We start from the raw sequence: 17,368 nt of genomic DNA, 5'->3' as shown, positions 1-17,368 counted from the left end.
AATCATTGCCTTTTTATAAATTATACCCCTTTTAAAAGAGGGAGGATGTCTCCATTTTGTGACATCCTCTCTCTTTTTATATTTCTAAAAACATTCCATCATAAGCAGTTATAAAGCCATATTCCCCAGCTTTTTTCTCTATTTCTTCATGCATTAACCCCACATTATGTGAAAAATGAGTGATTATATATTTTGTGTTTTCAGAGGCTATGCTTTCTCTAAGCATTCTATCTTTTATCTCTAAAGCTGCTGAAAAACCCATATGACCTTTTTTCATCTCCATAAATCCAAAGGTACAGTCAAATATAACCCCATCTATCTTATGCTTTGCAATTTCCTTCCAGCTTCTTTCTGGAAAGTATCCTGAGTCATGGCCATAGAGCAAGGTCTTATTCCCTATTTTAATTATATATAGAAGACATTGCTCATCAGGCTTATGATCCGCCAATAGGGTGTACACCTCAACATCTTCTATCTTAATATGCTGAAAGGGCTTAAGCTCTTGAAATTTTAGAGAACCATTGGAGTTTTTTTCCCCGCCTAATTTATTAAATTCTTTTTTTACAGTGCTATTGCCATAAATATTCATAGGAGCTAGGTATTGCTTATCTATATGAGCATAGGGCTCTTGCCTAGTGAATAGATCTTCAGGATAAAAGTGATCTTCGTGAGAATGAGTTATAAATAAATGCTGTATTTTAGCTAAATCTAATTTGTTCTTTATCATATGCATGAAGGTATCCGGAGGAAAATCAATCATATATTTATCTTCTATAATACAAGAAGACCTGCTCCTAATATTCTTCCCCCCTAATTCCTTTGCCTTTTTACAAGCTTCGCATTGGCAAAATACTGCTGGCCACCCCTCCGAAGCCGCTGTACCTAAAAATTGAATTCTCATAAACTTTCCCCCTTCTTTAACAATTATAGGGAAACACTGCGAAAACTTCACTTATACATGTACTAAAATGACATCTTCAAGCCATTATGGTACATGTATAAGTTTGTAGTTGAAGTTGTTTCCCTAGAATAAGTCTCTCCAATAAAATAACTGATTATTTTTCGAAGAGACCTAGTTTTTAATCTACTTTTAGCATCTTATCCATAGTTGTTATAAACTGGAACACATCAAAAACAGGCTGAATTTTGTCCTCTTCCTTAGTTATAAAGTCCTTTAGCTCTTCCCAAGTCTTCCACCAAGCTTCCTTTTCATCCTTAGCTTTTAGAGAGAGAATTTTTGCATATAGTTTACACATATGCGCATGGAGCTTTAAATAATTCCAGGAAGCTCTATGGCAACTATTTTCTAATTGTAAATTTTTATCTATGGTCTGTTCAAATTCCTCTATAAAGTCTATAATGGATAGGAATCTCTCTGAGGTTTCCTTGTTTACCTTCTCTCTTACTCCTCTCATATAGGAAGGATCAAAAAGCATGGTTAATTCTTTGAGATACTCAGAAGCTTTAATGCCTTCTTTTCCAAAGGCTTTTAAGAAGTAGTACTCTACTATATCTTCAAAATCAATATGAGGATTCCATAGGCTTTCAGCCATAGCATATACGCCTAAACCAGTAGGAAGAAAAGTTCTCTGCAGCTGGCAGCTTATAAGTCCATTAAGTCCTATGGCTTTTAGATTTTTAACATCTTTATAAATCAGTTCTGCTATTTCAAAATAACCTGGGTCAAAGAGATGATCCCACATGAAGTGGTAGTCAAAGTCAAAGCTATCTCCCTTGAACATATTTTGCCAAGCTTCTAAATAAGCAACATTATCCTCTATAGCTGTAGGGAAGGAAACCTTATTTCTTACATAGGGCTTTATTTCTACCTTATCCTTATTTGCCTTAAAGTAATCTATATATACCCTGGCTATAGGGGCAAACATCATTATAAACCTATCTTTATTCTTTATGCTTTCTTTCTCTGGAGGCCAGAAAAGATCCACATATATTAAAAATACTATTCTTGTGTCTAAATTTTCCTTAGAAAGTCTGCTATCTAACTCATTAAGCAACTTTATATAATAATCTGAAGGTCTCATTTTGATACATTCAGAACATTCACATTGATTATTGCTTCCATCCGCTAACCATATATGAAGCAAATCCACAGCATTATTTTCCTTAATATACTTTACAATATCCTCAATAATTAGCTCTCTTACCTCTGGATTAGAATAGCATAGATTAGTATTTAGAGGTATGCCCTTCCAGATATCTCTTTGTCCATTGATTTCTGCTAGATATTGCTTTACTTCATCACTTAACTCATGTTTCTCTTCGTCCCAGCCTAAACCTGAGATTCCTAAGGGCTCGCAAGTCCATCCATGCCCTACCCCATGATATATTAGATCTCTTTTCTTTATTTCTTTTTCTAATTCTTTTGTGAAGACTCTTGCCTTATCTATGTTAAATTCCCCTGGTTCCTTGTAAGAATTATTCTTATGGGAGTACCATCTTTCAAAGAAGGTATAGGCCTCTCTAAACTGTATAAAATAACTGTTCAATCCTACCTTAGGACTCCACTCAATTATATCCTTAACATTGTCATAGCTCACGGCTCCTTCAATGCACAAGCCTCTATGTCTGTAATAAGGTTTTTCTTCTACCTTAACCTTACCTCTAAATATATCTCCTTCAGGTATATATTCTCCCTGTGCTCCTGGTCTAACCCAACTGAAGCCTAGCCCTCTTAGAAATCTGTAAACAGCTAATAATACACTCCTTGGATTATTTCCACTGATAATACCTTTTCCTTCACACACATCTATATAAATATAGTCATCTAAGCTATTATCCTCTACCTCTACATTTAGCGACAATCCTAATTCCTCTAAGGTGCCAATGCAAAGGCTATGCTCTTTATACTGACTGCTTTCTATTACTATATGCTTTTGCATCAGTTTTATGTATTTTATCAATTCTTCTATAGCGTATTGTATGGTAGCATTTTTGGTGCTACTATAAATATTTAAACTCATAGCTTCTACTCTCCTTACCAATATCAATTCTTTTCTTTATAAATCTTTTTCTTTATTAGGCCTTATAAAAAGGATAGGATATTAAAGCGCTAATATCCTATCCATGTGTAAAGATGTATCATGAGCTATGGCTTCCGGACAAGTTTTATAAGGTGTGAGTTCTGCCGTAACATAGCCCTTATATTTAATTCTCCTTAAGGCTTCCATAACCTTTACCCAGTTAACATCACCTTGAAGAAGATTTTTAAACCCAGTAATATTACCTATAGAGGTATCAAAATCCTTTATGTGAACTCTTATTATGTATTTTTCTAATATCTCTATCCAGTATTCTGGATAAGAATAAGCTAATACATTTCCTACATCAAAATAAGCACCTATGTAACTGCTTCCTATTTCCTCTATAAAGGCTTTCATTTCTAAAGGACTTAAAAGAAATTTGTTCCATACATTTTCAATACCTATATAAACCTTATTAGCTTCGGCATAGGTTCTAAGTTCTTTAAAAGCTTTAAGAGATCTTTTATAGGCTTCCATGTAGGACACATTCTCATTTACTACACCAGGCACTACTAAAATAGCATCTGTGTTTAAAAGTATTGCTGCATCTATCATCTTCTTTACTATGTCCATAGCTTTTTTTCTAATGCTTTCATCTTCGCTGGTTAAGGAGTAAGTCCAGTGAAGGGAAGAGGATATGCTGGATATATTTATTCCAATGTCCTTAGAATCCTCATAGATCTTCAATATCTCTTCTTCCTTAGATTCAGTATTTAAACCTAAGTTTTCTTGAAAGTTCAAACTGGTAACAATACTTTTATTATGCATATCTTCTGTCATATTAAGCTCTAAGCCATGAAATCCTGCTTCTTTTGAATGATGCATGCATTGCTTTATAGAGAAGCTGCCTGGATAACACCAGGCATTTATGCTTTTTTTCATATTATCACCATCTTACAGCTTCGTTCTTATCCACAGAATCATAAGCCATTAAAGCAACTTTTAAAGCAAATAATCCGTCTTCTCCTGGAACTGGTGATGGTTTATCCTCTCTTATACAATTTACAAAATCCCTTATCATGAGATAATTCATGTCATCTCCCCAGCCCACATGCTTGCTGCTATTATTATTATTGCTATATAAATTTCCATGTTGAGCAAAGGCATCTACATTTAAGGTTCCTTTCGTACCTATGATTTCCATAGTTACATCTCCCCAAGTTGGGAAGGACTCTGGTCTGTTCCAAGAAGTATCTAAAGTGGCATAAGTTCCATTTTCAAATTCCATGAAAAGTAAGCCTGTATCTTCTACCTCTAAATCATGAATTAAATTTCCGCTTTTTGCAAAAACTTCTTTAATGTCGCATTTTAACATCCAATGCATTAAATCAGCCACGTGGATAGTGTGGTCTATTATAGCTCCTCCTCCAGATAGTTCCTTTTTAGTGAACCATCCTCCTGGCATGGAACCATGATTTGTTCCATTGATAGCCACAATATCACCTATTCTTCCGCTTTCAACTACTTGTTTCGCTCTTGCTATAGGCGGAGCATATCTTACTGGAAGAGCCACCATTAATTTTACATTATTTTTCTTACATTCTTCTATCATCATTTCAGCATCTTCTATAGTAGTAGCTATAGGTTTTTCTACTATCACATGCTTCTTAGCTCTAGCTGCTGCTACAGTAAGATTAGCATGTTTTATGTTTGAAGAACAAATTACTACTGCATCTACGTCAGCTCTGTTTATTAGCTCTTCATAAGTTTCATAATATTTTACTCCAAAATTCTGTGCAAAGTTAATTCCTCTTAATCTATCTGGTTCAGCTATTCCTACTATTTCAACACCAGGCAATTTCTTACCTTCTACTACGTAGCTAGCTGCATGCATATGTTCGCAACCTAATATAGCTAGTTTCATATCAACGACCCCCTTGTATTTCTTATGAGCACATACAAATCATTATTTATGGCTCCTATAGTCTAACAGGCTTTCCTGTCTTTATGGATTCTAATGCAGCTAATGCAATACTTAAGGACTCTAAAGCCTCTTCTCCTGGAACTGGAACCTCTGTATCATTTTCTATAGCTGCTAAGAATTTAATTATTTCTTTTGCATAAGGGTTAGACCTTGGATCTAATGGACTTTCTGGTACCGCTACACCCTTATCTCCTACTTGAGCCTCAGGAGCTGCTAATACGCTTAAAGGCATTGATTTTGATAAATCATATTCTACAATACCCTTAGTTCCCACTATTTCCATCTTAGTGTTGAATTGTCCACCTTCTGGTCTGGACCAATCCGCTACTAGATGAGCTATTACACCGTTATAGAACTCTATCATAACCAAATCATATTCTAAATTTGGTGTTTTCTCAAATACATTTCCTTTAGCATATACCTGCTTTGCTGGTCCAAAGCAAGATTTTAAATAATCTATATCATGGATAACCATATCTTGTATAGCTCCACCACTCTTTTCAACATCAGCATACCAAGCTCTTACTCTGCCTGGATGAACTCCTCCTCTATAGGTTCTTACCATTCTTGGGTTTCCTATAGCGCCGCTTTCCATTACAAGCTTTGCATTTTCATTCTCTGGGAAAAATCTTAACACATGAGCTACCATGAATTTAACCCCTGCTTCTTTAGTAGCCTCAATCATCTTTCTACCTTCTTCAAGGTTTAAAGCCATAGGCTTTTCACAAAGCACATGCTTCTTTGCTGCGGCAACCTTTAAAACATACTCGCAATGTAGATAAGTAGGTAAGCAAATATCTACTACATCTATATCCTCTCTTTTTAATAGCTCATCCCCATGATATAGAGCCTCTGCTCCAAAAATCTTAGCCATATTATCTGCTCTTTCAGGGATTATATCTGCTACTGCTACCACCTTAGCCTCTGGCATATGTTGATAGCAGAAAGCATGCATTCCAGCGATTCCACCGCATCCTATAATACCAACTCTTAACATAGTTATCCTCCTCTAATCTATAGTTTTAACTTCTACTATTTGCTCCTGATCTATGGCCTTTTGTGCCGCTAAAGCCAGCAATGCACTTATAGCTCCATCCTTCAAAGAAGCAATAGGTTTTTTATTATGATAATAACAATTTATAAAATCCTCCATTAGCCTTTCATCTCCTCCACCATGAACCCCCTCATTAGGTACTTCATAGCTTATTACATCCTTTGTATTTCTAAAAGCTATGGTGATGGTTTTAGATTTATCATCAGCTACTAGCTTCCCTTTATCTCCTATAAATATAAATTCTCTTTTATATTCGGGAGTAAAAAGACATAAATTGTAATTAGCTTTTACACCATTGTCATATTTTATTATTAAACTTTGATTATCCTGAACATCTATTTCACTGGCATACAAACAGTCATCTGGCCATTGCTCTCGCCTTGCAGCCTTACCTAATCTGTACACATTTTCTATATTCTCTTCACATTCCTTTTGCTTAGAACATTCACTGCACTTAAGGGCTTTATCCACAGGATGTCCAAAAATTTTCATAGCTCCTTTTTCTCCAAATACATCTAAGGAACCGAAGCCTGCTACTTTTTTAGGATAGGAATCTATCATCCAATTTAGTATATCCAAGCTGTGAGTAGCCTTTTGGAGAAGCAAACTTTCGGAATGTCTTCTTTCTCTGTGCCAATCATGAAAATAGGAAAATCCTCCATAGTTTATATTATCTCTTGCTTCACACATTATTAAATTGCCTATGATGCCACTGGCAATAAGCTCTTTAATCTTTATAAATAAAGGTGCATACCTTAATACAAAGCCAAGCATAAATATTTTATTATGTTCCTTTGCTGACTTTACTATGGATAAAATCTTCTCTTCTGTTATTTCTAAAGGCTTTTCACATATAACATGTTTACCTGCCTTTAAAGTTTTTATAGCTATTTCTGCATGGGTTCCATCCGGTGTAGTTATAAATACTGCATCTATTTTCTCATCGCTGAGCAATTCTTCATAATATTTATAGGTTCTAACTTTCTTTTCCTTCCACTCTTCTAAGGTGGAATCCTTTCCATCACAAACAGCTGCTAAATTAATATGGGAATTGTTAGGAAATACATATTTACCAATATAACTTCCTCTATTACCCATGCCTATTATGCCAAAATTAATTTTGTCCATTGAACTCACCCCTTATTTAAATTTTAACATCCATAGGATAAAAATCTAGATGTTAAAAACTTTTTTGGAGGATAAGTCAATTGATTTTAAAGCTATATCAAATAAGATTTACTGCTTCTAGCTAATTTTTTAATACTTCCTATTTAATTTTGAAGCAGTAAATCTAAATAGAAGGGATTATTCAAATTTAGCTCCTTTTCTTTCCATTTCTTTTCCCACTTCTTCTCCTGACAACTGGGCAAAACCTATGTCCCTAGTTATGGATAAAGCTGAAGCTATTCCAGCAGCTTCCCCGGTAGCTCTTGCCACCACTTGTATTCTTAAAGAAGAGTTAGCTAAAAAGGATGCAGATATACATCTTCCTGCAAGAATTAAATTTTCTATACCTTGTGGTACTAAGCACCTAAAAGGCACTTCATAATAAGGTATAGGGTCCTTGTCCTTTGCGTCTACTCTTCCATTGGTTAATTCATAACCATGTATATCTATTGGGTAATTGCATCTTGAAATATAGTCTTTAAATTTTCTATTTAATATTAGATCTTCATCGGTTAAGGTATAAAGTCCTTTAAATCTCCTGGTTTCTCTTACCCCTACTTGAGTGGCAATTTCAGTTATATAGGCATCTTCAAAGCCTGGGAAGTATTTCTTATAGAATTTCAGATGTCTTAAAATAGCCTTTTTGCCCTTTATTTGAGCCTGTGTTAAATGCTCTGCATTAGTGCCATCTATATTATCAAAGATCTCTGGACAATTAAAAGCCAGACCATCCTTTCTGCCAGGAACTCCAAAGACCTGCCAGTAAGCTCCATCATCATAGGTAATATCTCCTGCATCTAAAGCCTTTTGAAATAAGGGTTTTAGTCCCCAAGAACCTCCCCAAACCATAGCGGTGTGGAAAATTGGCGGATTGTAGTTACAAGAGCCATAGTTTTCATTAAGAAAATCTGCAAACTTCTTTACATCCACTCCGCTCATCATGTACCTAACAGATATAGGCTGATTCTTTCCTGTCTTAGGATTGCCCTTTTCAAACTCTACCCCGGCTTTATAGGCTACATCTCCATCTCCAGTGCAATCGATTATTCTTTTTCCTAATACAGCACTAGTACCACTTTTATTATCTACAATTAACCCTTTTATAGTATTGTTTTCAACAATTACATCTATGATATGAGTGTAGTAGAGTAAGGTAACTCCAGCCTCTTCTGCCATTTCTTCTAAAACCATCTTTAAAATAATAGGATCAAAATGGCCTGTATTATTTCCTACATCTCTGAAGGAATATCCTAAATCTATGAGCTTATTATTTACTTCTTCACTTATAGAAGAACATAGAGGATTGCCATTTATATGACTATGCATTAATGGTGTAACTAAAGCTTGAGTAGCAGTTCCTCCAAGGCCTCCAAACTGCTCTATAAGCAATACCTTCATGCCGTTTCTAGCTGCAGCTATAGCAGCTATGGCTCCTGCAGTTCCGCCTCCAGCCACAATTACATCCATATCATAGCTTACAGGTAAATTCCTGCTATCATATTTATATAACAAAGACATATGAAAAACTCCTTAAAACTATTTTATTATAGAATTAGCATACTTTATGGATTCTAGCGTTCCTGATATTTGATCTCCAGGTCCCTCAAATTCTATGGATAGATAACCCTTGTAACCTTCATTATACAAGAAGTCTACTACTTCTTTCATTGGAACCTCTCCTTCTCCGAGAACTGTCCCCATATATTTTCTTCCATCCATAGCTAAGTAACCTGGCTGGTCTTTCTCAGTTTCCTTAAAGTCCTTGAAATGAACAAAGGACACATAATCTTTTAAAGCTACCACAGCCTCTAGAGGGTTCTCATTAGCTAATAAGAAGTTTCCTACATCAGTATTAGCTCTTAAATATTTTGACCCTACAGTCTCTATTAATTCCTTAACCTGCTTACTCTTTCCTACAAATAGTCCATGGTTCTCTACCACCATGGTAACTCCTTGTTTTTCTGCATAGGAAGCTGCCTTTTTAAAATTATCTATAATCCAAGTCTTTGCATCCTCATAGGCAATACCTTGCTTTCCATCACCGCTAAATACTCTCATATACTTAGCGCCTAGCTTTACTGCTCTATCTATTCCATCCTTAACCTTTTGAAGCTGTAAATTTCTATCTTCCTCAGCAGCTTGAACAAAATCGTTGCTTATGGAATAGGAGGATATTTCCATATTTAATTCTTCAAGTAAATTTTTAATGCTTTCTATTTCGCTTTCTTCCTTAAGAAAAACATCCAATAATTCTACAGCTTTAACTCCATTTTGGTGGCAGAATTTTATGAATTCTAGATTATTCATTTCCCCACCGCGTACCTTATAGTGCACACTCCAAATACTTACTGAAAGCTTCATAAACAGCTCCTCCTACTTTATAATAACTTCATGACCTGTTTTAGCAGATTCATATATGGCATCTAATATTTTCATAAGCTCTACTCCATCTTCTCCTGGGTTTAAGCACTCTGCTCCATTTTGTATACAATCTATGAAGTGCTTTATTTCTTCATTGAATATATAATCAAAGGAACCTCCTGCATTTAGTACAGGCTCTACATTGGTAAAGTAGTTATTCTTTTCCTCATAGAACTCTAAGGTTGGCTCCATTTGAGCTCCTGCCTTGTCACCATATAACTTTAAATAAAGCTCATCTTGCTTAGTATTGAGCACCCAGCTTGTTTCAAAGAATAAAGTTATTCCATTATCAAACTTTATTAATGCAGTAGCGCAATCCTCTACATCATTAAAGCTATCATAATCTGCAGAATAATACTTATTAACTCCCTTTACGTCTGGTTTCATACCTAATAAATTAAAGGTGGAAGCTGTAACAGATATAGCTTTTGGCTTTCCGTTTAAATATCTTATTAAATCAATCATGTGCACTCCAAGGTCTATAACTGGTCCTCCTCCAGATCTCTTTTTATCAGAGAACCAACCTCCTGGATTTCCCCATCTTCTTAGGCAGCCAGTTTTTGCATAATACACCTTGCCTAATTCTCCATTGTCTATGGACTCCTTAAGCATCTTTGTATTTTGTCCAAATCTTCTTACAAAACCTACCATTAATGTTTTTCCATATTCCTTAGCAGTGCTAACCATCTCTTCAGCTTCTTTTGCATTTAGAGCTAGAGGCTTTTCACATAATACATGCTTTCCAGCCTTTAAAGCTGCTATGCTTATAGGTGCATGACCGTTATTCCAAGTGGTAACACTTACTGCATCTAATTCTTCCATTTTTAACATTTCATTGTAGTCAGTAAATACATGAGGTATATCATATTTTTTCGCATATTCCTCTGCTCTTTCCTTGTTTATATCACATACCGCTAGAACCTCTACATTATCTAATTTTTTATAAGAAGAGGTATGAAGAGTACTGATACTACCAGCTCCAATAATTCCAACTTTAACTTTATTCATGATTAAACCTCCAAATAAATAGAATATTACTTTCTAAACTTCTTTTGAAAATTCTTTTCCTCTTACCATTACATATTTAATATTTATATTTTCATCAAATATAAGAATATCTGCGTCTTTTCCCTTTTCTAGACTACCTTTTCTATCTTCACAGCCCATTATTCTTGCAGGAGTTAAAGCGGCCATCTTCACAGCATTGAACAGAGGAACCTGTACTCCCTTATACATGTTTCTAACCAATCTATCCATGGTAGCAATGCTTCCTGCAAAGGCTTCAAAGTCTGGCATAAAGGCTACTCCATCCTTTAATATTACCTTCTGCCCATTTTCCTTGCTTCCTAATATTGATTCTCCTTCTTCTCTTCCTGCGGCTCTCATAGCATCTGTGACTAAAGCTATCTTATCAGGACCTTTAATTTTATAGATCAGCTTCAATAATTCTATAGGCAGATGGCATCCATCCGCTATTACTTCCACCGTCATATCATCTATTAAATAAGAGCTCTCTACCACTCCAAGCTTTCTGAAACCCTTAACCCTATGAACGCCCTGCATACCTGAATATAAGTGAGTTACATGGGATACTCCATGCTCAAAGGCCTCTAGCACTTGCTCATATTCTGCGTCAGAGTGTCCTATAGAACCTAGTACTTCTCTTCTTTTTAATTCATCTGCCAGCTCTATTCCTCCCTCTAACTCAGGAGCAAAGGTAACTCTTTTAATAGAACTGCAATAATCTAGGGTTTTTGTATACTCCTCTTTTTTAGGAGTTTTAATATATTTAGGATCTTGTGCCCCTCTTTGCGCCATGCACAAATAAGGTCCTTCTAGATGAATTCCTAATATTTCTGCGTAGTTATTATCCTCTTTATTTATACCCTCAAGCAAGTCTATAGAATTAAATACCTCTTCATCTTCGCAAGCTAAGGTAGTTGGATAGATTCCAGTAGTGCCATGGAAGGTATGCATTCTTAGTATAGCCTCTATATCCTCCATAGTTCCATCTAGAAAGTCTCCCTCTCCGCCTCCATGCACATGAAGGTCTATAAAGCCTGGAGATACATAATTTCCTTTAGCATCGATGATTGTGGCAGCGGGATGTTTCCCTTGCCGCTCTTCACAAATATCTATTATCTTTCCGTTTTCTACTACTAAATCAAAACCTTCTAAAATCTCATCTGGTAAAATAATTTTTCCATTCTTAATGATAAACATACTATCACCTACCTAATTATACACTGTGGCAGAGGAAACGTCCCCCTGCCATGTTTAAAGGATATCTCTGGCTGATTCTTTATCTAGATATAAATTTGCTTTATTATGCTTTCTCATGATGGTAGCTGGGCAAGCTTCTCCTAGAGGGCCTAGCACAGTGTTTTTAACAGCCTCAGCTTTTGTAGGTCCTGGAACCATGCAAAATACCTCTTTAGCCTTCATAAGGGCTGGAATAGTTAAGGTTAAGGCATATTTAGGTACTTCCTCTAGGGTTGCAAAACAGCCGTCATTTACTTGCTGCATCCTGCATTTGTTATCTAAATCTACAACCTTTATGACTTTCTCATCATTGAAAAAAGCCACATGGGGGTCATTAAATGCAATATGTCCATTCTCTCCTATACCCATAAAAGTAAAATCTACCACACGCTCTTCTAAGAGCTTTACATAATTACTTATGATTTCCTCTTGAGAATTTCCACAATCATTTATCAAATAAAGCTTTTTAAAAGGAACTTTATCAAAAATATGCTCCTTTAAAAAGTTTGCAAAGAGTCTTTTATCTCCTTTAGGTAATCCTATATATTCATCCATATGGAAGGCATTGACTCTTGCCCAATCAATCTCTTCTTCTATCAAATATTTAAGAAATTCATTTTGGGAAGGAGCAGCAGCAAAAATGCAGTTTATCTCCTCTTTTTCTTTTAATAAATTTTTTATGGCCTTAGCTGCCTCTTGAGCTGCAGCTTTACCCATAGCATCCCTGTCTTCAAAAACCTTTATTAAAAAATTATAATTCAATATTTCTTCCTTCATATCTTCACCCCTAAACTATTATGTCCATAGCCTCAGAGAGATACTTTATTCCTATTTTAGCATCGTACATAGGAGGTATCTCCGCTGTAAGGGTTCCTTCATAGCCTACTTCTATCAAAGCCTCTCTTACCTTTTTCCAATTAACGCTGCCCTCAAGAAGAGTTACAAAGCCCCAGCCATTACCTGCCGCTGTTCTAAAATCCTTAACATGAACCTTTACTATTCTATGTCCTAATATCCTTATCCATTGTTCTGGATAACCAAAATTCAACACATTGCCTACATCAAAATAGGCTTTTATAAATTCACTATTAAAGCTATCTATATAATCTCTATACTCTAAAGGACTTAAAAGGAATTTATTCCACACATTTTCAATGGCTATGATTACTCCTTGCGCTCTTGCATAAGCTTCCAATTCCTTTATGGATGCTTGAGAAGTTCTATATACGCTCTCATAGTCATTTTCTTCATCTACTAAGCCTGGTACAACTAATACCGCTTCAGCTCCTAGTAATTTTGCTGCATGAAGCATTCCCTTAACTATCTCTATTCCTCTTTTTCTCTTTTCCTCATCCTTAGTAGATAACGGATACTTCCATAATTCAGAAGTAGCTAAGGATTTTATAAATATTCCGTTGCTTTCTGCATATTTTCTTATATCTAGGATTTCCTCATCACTAGTATTTAGGGACAGTTCTCCTCCTTCGGTAAAAGCAGCCTCGAAACTATAGAATAACCCCTTGCATCCATCAATACATTGTCTTATGGTAGTGCCTTGCGGGAAACACCAATGACCTATAGATTTTTTCATAAAAAACACCTCTTAAAATCAACTTTCTAATCTTGGAATGGAAAATGAACTCTAGTTTTTTCCTTTGAAGATTTATATATGGCTCTTATTAGCTCTAAGGCTTTTCTTCCTTCCTTACCATCGATAAAAATTGGAGTATTCTTTTCCACGGAATCGTAAAAATCCTTCATCTGGGTTATGTGACTGCAGCCCCAATAATTAGGCCCTACAGTTAATCCATCATAACCATCTCTTATTTCATAGGGCTCTTCCCCTTTTATTTCAACCCAAGCTAAATCTTGCTTTAGTCCAACTTTACCCTTTTCACCTACTATTTCGATTTGAATTGGCGAATCGTAGCTATAGCAGTTGGTAGCATATAAATGATAGTCACAGCCATTTTTAAACCTTACCAGAGCATCTGCCACATCCTCTACTTCTACTATTTTATGAAGTCTATTATCCACATGACCTTCAACCCAATCAATATCAGAGCCTACTAGCCAAAGCACTCTATCAAGACTATGGATAGCTTGATCTATAAGAACCCCGCCACCTTCTTTATCCCATGTACCTTTCCAATCTGACTCTAAATAATAGCTATCCGGTCTATGCCAAGATAGATAAGATCTAGCAGCAACTATCTTTCCTAGTTTTCCCTGCTCTATAAGCTCTTTAATATCCATGCAGCCCTTCACATATCTGGTTTGAAAAATAACTCCAAACTTCACATTCTCCTCTTTTGCTACCCTGATCATTTCATCTGCCTCTTCAAGGCTAATAGCTATAGGCTTTTCAGTTAAAACATTTATTTTGCTTCTCATAGCATCTATAGCCATAGAAGCATGTAAATGGTGGGGAGTAGCAATATGAATAACATCAATATTCTTATCAAGGCATTGCTTATAATCTCTAAGAGCCTCACAGCCTTCAAAATCCTTAGCAAAATCTTCTGCCTTTTCAATTACCTTATCCACGGCATAAGCAACTTCTACTCTATCTGATAATTGTTTAAAAACATATCTATATACTTCTGATATTCTTCCACAACCAATAATGGCAACTCTTAACTTTTTCATATCTATTCACCTTTACCAATAATTATTATATATAGAGTTTAATAAGCTTTTTAAGCTCAATAATACTTTCTTCTGAAGCTATGTCCCCATTCAAGGAAAATAAGGTTCCCTTAGGCCTTTTAAGTAATTCTTCAGGTATTTCTGCCTGTGGCCTATAATGGGTTTCCAATACTACGTAATCCTTATAACCTATGTCTTTAAGGCTTCTAAAGATATCGCTAAAAGGTACAGCTCCAGTACCCACCTTTACAGATTGAGGTTTGCCCTCAATAAGCATCGCGTCCTTTATATGAACATGTCTAATATAATCTTTTAAATATTCGAAACCTTCTGGATAAGGATTCTCCATATCCGCATCATAAATATCATTACCGGGATCATAAATAGCCTGTACGTATTTACTGTTAATTCTATCTAAAAGTGCCTTTACCTTACAGCAGTTTGTAGTAAAAACACTGGGATCTGCTTCTATTAATAATGTAATATTTTCTTTTTCTAATAACTCAATGGGCTCTAGGAAATTTTCAATAATCTCTTCAAATCTCTCTTCATAGGAGCCACTTTGGAAAAAGGCAAAGCCTCTTAGTGTATTACATCCAAAAATATTTGCTCTCTCTATAAGTCTCTTTAATTTATCCATATTTTCCACATATTCTTTTCTGTTATCAATAGAGCATTTAAAAAAAGAGCTGCTTATATTGCAGACTTCTAGTCCTTCAGCTTTTATTATTTTATCTATTTCTTTTATTCTATTTATTGATATTTCATCCACATTTAAGTCTTCTATGGATCTTAGCTCCACGCCGTGAAGTCCATGCTTTGTTGCAAAATCCACAGCTGTCTTTATATCCTGTGTTATTTCATCAGTTATAATTCCTAGTTTCATATGCGCCTCCTATTTATTAAAGGTGTCCCATATACCTTTTCCTTTTTTCAAAATAGTTCTTCCATCCATTCTATGACAATCACCGCTATTAGCAGCATCCGTATCGCTAGAATAAAGTCCTTCTATTTTAAAAACCACTTCTTCTGGAATATCTAATAGCCTATAACTATTTCTGCTTTGCACAACCTCCTGAGCTAGAGCCTTCATTTCCTCTCTAACTAAAACTGGCGGTTTTATCAATGCACAGTGCCTAGCTATGGCTTTTTTGGTTTCATAGGTTTTAATCCAAGGCATTATACTAAGTGCTTCTCTTATAGTCTTATCATCTCCAGTGACTAAAGCCACTGGAACCCCTAACTCACTAGCTATTAACGCATCTATATACAATTCCCCAGCCTTGACCTCATTTAAATATATATTGTATATATTTGATGAGCTATAACTGTGATCTAAAATAGCCTCTCCTGTTCCAGCCATAGCATGATAGCCTTGAAAAATTATAAAGTCAAAACTACTATCTAAAAATGGGAATCTCACCCTAGGGTGAGAATATCCCATGATATATTTAGCTTTAGGGTGCATTTCATCATAGGGAATATTAATACCAGTACCATGAGCATCATAAACATAAATCTCCTCAGCACCATTTTGTATTAATCCCTCTGTAAGGCTATAGACCTCTTTACCTAAAAGCTTGCAAGCTTCCCTGTATTCTTCCTTACCTTTGGTCACCTGTTCTTTTGTAAGTATACCACCTATACCCTCTAAATCAGCACTTATATATATCTTCATTTTTAGGCTTATACCTCTACTTCTCTCTTTTCTTTAGAGGATTTGTATATAGCTCTTATTATAGCTACGGCATTCTTTCCTTCTTCTGGTGGTATCATAGTTTCTCTATCTTCATTGATGGCATCTACTAAATCCTTTAATAATATGAAGTGTCCTGCGGAGGATATCTTTGAAGGGTCTGAAGCTCCTCCTAATTTTTCACTAGCCTCTGGCATAGGAACCTGCTCTTTTAAGAATTCCCATTTTTCTATTCCCGAATCTGTAAATATTATAGTTCCATATTCTCCATGGATTTCGAATTTAGTTTCAAGTCCTGGATAAGCAGTAGTTGCTCCTTCTATTACTCCATAACCGCCACCTTCAAATTGAAGTAAGGCTACAGCAGTATCTTCAACTTCAATGTCTCTTGCTAGGGTACCTGCTTTAGATACTAAGGAAGTTACTTTTTCTCCTACCATCCAAGTTAATAAGTCTATTCCATGAACTCCTTGATTCATTAAAGCTCCGCCACCATCTAATTCCCAAGTTCCTCTCCAACCTGCACTGTTATAATAGGCTTGGTCTCTATAATACTTTAAGTAAGCGCTAGCTAATACTATTTTTCCAAGTTTCCCTTCTTCAATAGCCTTTTTTGTAGCTATGGCTGCTGACATAGTTCTCCTTTGGAATATGGATTGCATTTTAACTCCGCATCTTCTCACTGCGTCTATGATAGCTTGATTCTTCTCATTAGTGATTTCCATAGGTTTTTCACACACTATGTGTTTACCAGCCTCTGCTGCTGCTATACTCATCTCTCCATGTAATCCACTAGGCGTACATACGCAAACTATATCCACTTCTGGATTCTTTAACATTTCTTTATAATCAACATACACATGCTTAACCCCATACTTTTCTGCAAAACTTTGCGCCTTTTCTGGAATTATATCGCATACTGCATATAATCTTGCTCCTATTAAATTAGTGATAGCATCTGCATGGCAAGGAGCTATAACCCCACATCCTATTATTGCAAAATTTAATGTTTTATTCATTTTTAGCCCTCCTGTAATTTTCTGGAGTCACATAAAGATTATTAATTTTTATGCCTCCTGATTTTTGTTTTAGGCATCTCCAAAAAAATAACTAGTCAGTCTACTCGTCTATTTTGCGTAATACTGCGTCCACAG

The 17,368-nt window shown here is 35.6% G+C and carries 16 protein-coding genes; all 16 read right to left on the bottom strand.

From position 1 onward, the window contains the following. Nucleotides 1–76: 76 nt before the first annotated feature. The 16 genes from BN2665_RS22305 to BN2665_RS22230 all read right to left on the bottom strand — a co-directional run bounded on the left by BN2665_RS22305 (nucleotide 77) and on the right by BN2665_RS22230 (nucleotide 17,233). A complete protein-coding gene (locus BN2665_RS22305; RefSeq protein ID WP_055669298.1) occupies nucleotides 77–901 on the bottom strand; it encodes an MBL fold metallo-hydrolase in 825 nt (274 codons plus the stop codon). A 178-nt stretch (nucleotides 902–1,079) separates the two neighbouring features. Further along, nucleotides 1,080–2,981, bottom strand: a complete 1,902-nt coding sequence (locus BN2665_RS22300; RefSeq protein ID WP_055669297.1) for a DUF4838 domain-containing protein — start codon at nucleotides 2,979–2,981, stop codon at nucleotides 1,080–1,082. 81 nt (nucleotides 2,982–3,062) lie between these two features. Further along, entirely contained in the window at nucleotides 3,063–3,923 is an 861-nt protein-coding gene (locus tag BN2665_RS22295; RefSeq protein ID WP_055669296.1) for a sugar phosphate isomerase/epimerase family protein, read from the bottom strand. A gap of 4 nt (nucleotides 3,924–3,927) precedes the next feature. After that, complete coding sequence (locus BN2665_RS22290; protein ID WP_055669295.1) at nucleotides 3,928–4,905, bottom strand: Gfo/Idh/MocA family protein; 978 nt, start codon at nucleotides 4,903–4,905, stop codon at nucleotides 3,928–3,930. Nucleotides 4,906–4,960: 55 nt separating this feature from the next. Continuing rightward, a complete protein-coding gene (locus BN2665_RS22285) occupies nucleotides 4,961–5,962 on the bottom strand; it encodes a Gfo/Idh/MocA family protein (protein ID WP_055669294.1) in 1,002 nt (333 codons plus the stop codon). Nucleotides 5,963–5,974: 12 nt separating this feature from the next. Then, on the bottom strand, nucleotides 5,975–7,147 hold the full coding sequence (locus BN2665_RS22280; RefSeq protein WP_055669293.1) for a Gfo/Idh/MocA family protein: 1,173 nt from the start codon (nucleotides 7,145–7,147) through the stop codon (nucleotides 5,975–5,977). 177 nt (nucleotides 7,148–7,324) lie between these two features. Further along, on the bottom strand, nucleotides 7,325–8,704 hold the full coding sequence (locus BN2665_RS22275) for an FAD-dependent oxidoreductase (RefSeq protein ID WP_055669292.1): 1,380 nt from the start codon (nucleotides 8,702–8,704) through the stop codon (nucleotides 7,325–7,327). An 18-nt stretch (nucleotides 8,705–8,722) separates the two neighbouring features. Then, on the bottom strand, nucleotides 8,723–9,547 hold the full coding sequence (locus tag BN2665_RS22270) for a sugar phosphate isomerase/epimerase family protein (RefSeq protein WP_055669291.1): 825 nt from the start codon (nucleotides 9,545–9,547) through the stop codon (nucleotides 8,723–8,725). A 12-nt stretch (nucleotides 9,548–9,559) separates the two neighbouring features. Further along, a complete protein-coding gene (locus BN2665_RS22265) occupies nucleotides 9,560–10,615 on the bottom strand; it encodes a Gfo/Idh/MocA family protein (protein WP_055669290.1) in 1,056 nt (351 codons plus the stop codon). 33 nt (nucleotides 10,616–10,648) lie between these two features. Beyond that, nucleotides 10,649–11,830 carry an N-acetylglucosamine-6-phosphate deacetylase gene (nagA, locus tag BN2665_RS22260; RefSeq protein ID WP_055669289.1) on the bottom strand — a complete coding sequence of 394 codons (1,182 nt, stop codon included), beginning with the start codon at nucleotides 11,828–11,830 and terminating at the stop codon, nucleotides 10,649–10,651. Nucleotides 11,831–11,884: 54 nt separating this feature from the next. Next, entirely contained in the window at nucleotides 11,885–12,646 is a 762-nt protein-coding gene (locus BN2665_RS22255; protein ID WP_055669288.1) for a 6-phosphogluconolactonase, read from the bottom strand. Between the two features lie 10 nt (nucleotides 12,647–12,656). After that, entirely contained in the window at nucleotides 12,657–13,460 is an 804-nt protein-coding gene (locus BN2665_RS22250; protein ID WP_055669287.1) for a sugar phosphate isomerase/epimerase family protein, read from the bottom strand. A gap of 26 nt (nucleotides 13,461–13,486) precedes the next feature. Next, on the bottom strand, nucleotides 13,487–14,518 hold the full coding sequence (locus tag BN2665_RS22245; protein WP_055669286.1) for a Gfo/Idh/MocA family protein: 1,032 nt from the start codon (nucleotides 14,516–14,518) through the stop codon (nucleotides 13,487–13,489). Between the two features lie 25 nt (nucleotides 14,519–14,543). Beyond that, a complete protein-coding gene (locus tag BN2665_RS22240) occupies nucleotides 14,544–15,404 on the bottom strand; it encodes a sugar phosphate isomerase/epimerase family protein (protein WP_055669285.1) in 861 nt (286 codons plus the stop codon). Nucleotides 15,405–15,413: 9 nt separating this feature from the next. Continuing rightward, on the bottom strand, nucleotides 15,414–16,196 hold the full coding sequence (locus BN2665_RS22235) for a M55 family metallopeptidase (RefSeq protein WP_055669284.1): 783 nt from the start codon (nucleotides 16,194–16,196) through the stop codon (nucleotides 15,414–15,416). A gap of 8 nt (nucleotides 16,197–16,204) precedes the next feature. After that, entirely contained in the window at nucleotides 16,205–17,233 is a 1,029-nt protein-coding gene (locus tag BN2665_RS22230; protein ID WP_055669283.1) for a Gfo/Idh/MocA family protein, read from the bottom strand. Nucleotides 17,234–17,368: the final 135 nt, after the last annotated feature.

This window comes from Desnuesiella massiliensis (assembly GCF_001403615.1).
Lineage (GTDB): Bacteria > Bacillota > Clostridia > Clostridiales > Clostridiaceae > Desnuesiella > Desnuesiella massiliensis.
Note: the sequence above shows the minus strand (reverse complement) of the source record. Positions and strands in the feature narration are given on the sequence as shown.

Coding starts and splice junctions, on each gene's coding strand:
- BN2665_RS22305 (WP_055669298.1), bottom strand. CDS start 901: ATGAGAATTCAATTTTTAGGTACAGCGGCTTCGGAGGGGTGGCCAGCA.
- BN2665_RS22300 (WP_055669297.1), bottom strand. CDS start 2,981: ATGAGTTTAAATATTTATAGTAGCACCAAAAATGCTACCATACAATAC.
- BN2665_RS22295 (WP_055669296.1), bottom strand. CDS start 3,923: ATGAAAAAAAGCATAAATGCCTGGTGTTATCCAGGCAGCTTCTCTATA.
- BN2665_RS22290 (WP_055669295.1), bottom strand. CDS start 4,905: ATGAAACTAGCTATATTAGGTTGCGAACATATGCATGCAGCTAGCTAC.
- BN2665_RS22285 (WP_055669294.1), bottom strand. CDS start 5,962: ATGTTAAGAGTTGGTATTATAGGATGCGGTGGAATCGCTGGAATGCAT.
- BN2665_RS22280 (WP_055669293.1), bottom strand. CDS start 7,147: ATGGACAAAATTAATTTTGGCATAATAGGCATGGGTAATAGAGGAAGT.
- BN2665_RS22275 (WP_055669292.1), bottom strand. CDS start 8,704: ATGTCTTTGTTATATAAATATGATAGCAGGAATTTACCTGTAAGCTAT.
- BN2665_RS22270 (WP_055669291.1), bottom strand. CDS start 9,547: ATGAAGCTTTCAGTAAGTATTTGGAGTGTGCACTATAAGGTACGCGGT.
- BN2665_RS22265 (WP_055669290.1), bottom strand. CDS start 10,615: ATGAATAAAGTTAAAGTTGGAATTATTGGAGCTGGTAGTATCAGTACT.
- nagA (WP_055669289.1), bottom strand. CDS start 11,830: ATGTTTATCATTAAGAATGGAAAAATTATTTTACCAGATGAGATTTTA.
- BN2665_RS22255 (WP_055669288.1), bottom strand. CDS start 12,646: ATGAAGGAAGAAATATTGAATTATAATTTTTTAATAAAGGTTTTTGAA.
- BN2665_RS22250 (WP_055669287.1), bottom strand. CDS start 13,460: ATGAAAAAATCTATAGGTCATTGGTGTTTCCCGCAAGGCACTACCATA.
- BN2665_RS22245 (WP_055669286.1), bottom strand. CDS start 14,518: ATGAAAAAGTTAAGAGTTGCCATTATTGGTTGTGGAAGAATATCAGAA.
- BN2665_RS22240 (WP_055669285.1), bottom strand. CDS start 15,404: ATGAAACTAGGAATTATAACTGATGAAATAACACAGGATATAAAGACA.
- BN2665_RS22235 (WP_055669284.1), bottom strand. CDS start 16,196: ATGAAGATATATATAAGTGCTGATTTAGAGGGTATAGGTGGTATACTT.
- BN2665_RS22230 (WP_055669283.1), bottom strand. CDS start 17,233: ATGAATAAAACATTAAATTTTGCAATAATAGGATGTGGGGTTATAGCT.